Origin of the sequence: Streptomyces sp. CBMA123 (assembly GCF_014596465.1) — a bacterium.
Classification (GTDB): Bacteria; Actinomycetota; Actinomycetes; order Streptomycetales; family Streptomycetaceae; genus Kitasatospora.
In genome coordinates this window covers 1-2980 of sequence record NZ_MECK01000410.1, presented here as the reverse complement: position 1 = coordinate 2980, position 2980 = coordinate 1, and the positions used below count along the sequence as shown (strand labels likewise).

Below are 2980 nucleotides of genomic sequence, written 5' to 3'. Positions count from 1 at the left end.
CTCGCCGACGACGCGATCACCACCAGCCCACTCATCGGCGGCCCCACCGGGGACCTCCGGCTCTACCCCGACCTCGACCGGATCGTCCCGCTGACCGCCCAGCCCGGCTGGGCCTGGGCCCCGGGGGGGCGCGCCGGGCGGCCTGGCGGCCCGGGCCCGCGGCCTGCTGTCCGCGGGGGCGGGGGGCTGACGCCCCGGCAGCACGGGGGCTGCGGCGCCGCCCGGGGATGGCCCCGGGCGGCGCCGCTTTCGGTGTACGGAGCCGTTCGACATTGAAAGTATCGTCCCGTGCAACTATTGTTGTGACACGTAAAGCGCATCAGCAAGCGCCTGCGCCCTGGCGCCGCCGACCCCACGGGAGCCCGACATGAGCACCACCCTCTTCACCCCGTACACCCTGCGGGAGCTGACCGTCCCCAACCGGGTCTGGATGCCGCCGATGTGCCAGTACAGCGCCGCGCCGGCCGGTGAGAACGCCGGGGTGCCCCACGACTGGCACTACACCCACCTGGCGGCGCGGGCGGCCGGCGGCACCGGGCTGATCATCGTGGAGGCCACCGCGGTCAGCCCCGAGGGGCGCATCAGCCCGTACGACCTCGGGCTGTGGAGCGACACCCAGCTGGAGGCGTTCCGCCGGATCACCGCCTTCCTCAAGGAGCAGGGCACCGTGCCCGCCATCCAGCTCGGCCACGCCGGGCGCAAGGCCTCCACCGAGCGGCCGTGGATCGACCGCGGGCGCGCCCTGACCCCCGACGAGGAGCACGGCTGGACCCCGGTCGCCCCCAGCGCCCTGGCCTTCTCCCCCGAGCACACCACCCCCGACGAGCTGACGGTCGATCAGATCGGCGTCATCGTCCGGCAGTTCGCCGAGGCGGCCCGGCGCGCACGGGAGGCCGGCTTCCAGGCCGTCGAACTCCACGGCGCCCACGGCTACCTGATCCACCAGTTCCTCTCCCCGCAGAGCAACCGCCGCACCGACGCCTACGGCGGCACCTTCGAGGGCCGGATCCGCTTCGCCCTGGAGGTCGTCGACGCGGTGCGCGCGGTGTGGCCCGAGGAACTGCCGCTGTTCTTCCGCGTCTCCGCGACCGACTGGCTCACCGAGAACCCCGAGGACGGCCGCGAGGGCTGGACCTCGGAGGACACCGTCCGCCTCGCCAAGGAGCTCCAGGCGCACGGCGTGGACCTGCTGGACGTCTCCACCGGCGGGCTCGTCCCCGACGCCCGGATCCAGGCCGCACCCGGCTTCCAGGTGCCCTTCGCCGAGGCGGTACGGGGCGAGACCGGCCTGCCGGTGGCGGCCGTCGGCCTGATCACCGACCCGGCCCAGGCCCAGGAGATCCTCACCGACGGGCGGGCCGACGCCGTCCTGATCGGGCGCGAGCTGCTGCGCAACCCGTCCTGGGCCCGCCACGCGGCCGGCGCGCTCGGCGGCGAGGTCCACTCCCCCGTCCAGTACCACCGCGCCTGACGGTGCCCGACCGGCCCTGACGGCACCCGGAAGCGGACCCGGTCAGGGCTGGTCGCCGGCCCGCAGTTCGGCGGCGAGCCGGCGCCGGCCGGCGACCGCGGTCTCCAGCACCACGGCCAGGCAGACCAGCAGTGCCAGCCCCGCCGCGGGCAGCAGCACCGGCAGCGCGGCGGGCCCCAGGGCGTGACCGACCCGGGCGCCGACCAGGGTGGACAGGTCGAAGCCCGGGCCGAGCAGGGCGGCCGCCGCGAGCGCGGCCAGGCCCCCGCCCAGCGCCGCCGTCAGGGCCTGGGGCAGGGCCTCGGCGGCGATCAGCGCCAGGCCCTGGCGGGGCCGCAGGCCCATGGTGCGCAGCCGGGCCAGGACGGCAGTGCGCTCGGGGGCGGCCCGTAGCAGCGTCAGCAGGACGGCGAGCAGGGCGAAGCCGGCGGCGGCGCCGGCCGCGTAGCGGAACAGGCGGGCGGCGGCCTGCTGGAGGGGGTCGTCGGCGAGTTGGGCGGCCAGTTCGCGGCTGCTGTGGACGGTGTAGCCGGGTGGCAGGCCGTGGGTGCCGCGGCCGGACGCGGCGGCGTCCTCCTGGATGAGTTTCAGGATGCCGGTGGGCTGGGTCAGGCCGCGCTCCCGCAGCAGTGTCCTGACCTGTTCGGGGTCGATGTCGCCGACGGCCAGCCAGCGGTTGGGCTTGCCGAGTCCGGGGAGGCGTTCGGCGGCCGGGCCGGCCGGGAGGATGACGAAGGGCCGGCCGGGGTCGGGCAGGGCCGGGGTGGCGGCGACGGTTCCGGCGACGGTGGTGCGCAGTTCGTCGCCGCTGTCGAGGTGGAGCCTGGGTGCTCCGGCGGCGAGGCTCCCGGCCAGGTCACGGCTGAACAGGGCGGGCACCGGGGTGTCGGGGCCGCCGGGGGCGGTGGCGAGTGCCGCCGGGTCGAAGCCGCCGGCGCCGGCGGTGCGGGCGATCTCGGCGTACGCGGCGGGTTCGGCGACCACGACGGTGGCCTTGACGTAGCCCGAACCCGCGCCGATGAGCAGGGACTTGGGCTCGATCCGGACGGCGGCGGCGGTGTGCAGGCCGGGCAGGGCGGCGGCGGCCTCGGTGAACGCCGGCGGCACGGTGGCGTAGTCCGGCAGGGTCACCCCGATGTCCCCGCCGGTCGCGAGGCGGGCGGCGCGCAGTCGGCTGTGGTCGACGGCGTCCAGGACGGTGGCGCCGAAGCCGGTGCTGGTGACGGCGATCAGCAGGGCGAGCAGCGGCAGCGCGGAGGGCCGGCGCCGGCCCGAGGTGTCGCGGGCGGCGCGGGCCAGGCCGAGGAAGCCGATCAGACCCCGGCCGCGCCGGGCGAGGGCGGCCAGCCCGCCGATCAGCGGCGGCGCGGTCCGGGCCAGCAGCAGTGCGCCGGTGACGGCGAGCAGCAGCGGGGCGGCGGCCAGCAGCGGATCGGTCCCTGCCCCGGGGTGGCCGACGCCCCGGCGCCGGACCTCGGCCACGGCCGCGACGGTCACGGCCAGGACGGT

The 2980-nt window shown here is 77.0% G+C and carries 1 protein-coding gene and 2 pseudogenes; 2 read left to right on the top strand and 1 reads right to left on the bottom strand.

Going from position 1 to position 2980, the window contains the following annotated elements:
* A pseudogene (locus BG452_RS48225) lies at positions 1-159 on the top strand (glutamine synthetase); the annotation flags it as partial.
* A 208-nt stretch (positions 160-367) separates the two neighbouring features.
* A complete protein-coding gene (locus BG452_RS32065; RefSeq protein ID WP_188307863.1) occupies positions 368-1471 on the top strand; it encodes an NADH:flavin oxidoreductase/NADH oxidase in 1104 nt (367 codons plus the stop codon).
* Positions 1472-1513: 42 nt separating this feature from the next.
* On the opposite strand, the pseudogene BG452_RS32060 reads toward BG452_RS32065, so the two are convergent.
* Positions 1514-2980 (bottom strand): annotated as a pseudogene (locus BG452_RS32060) (hypothetical protein); the annotation flags it as partial.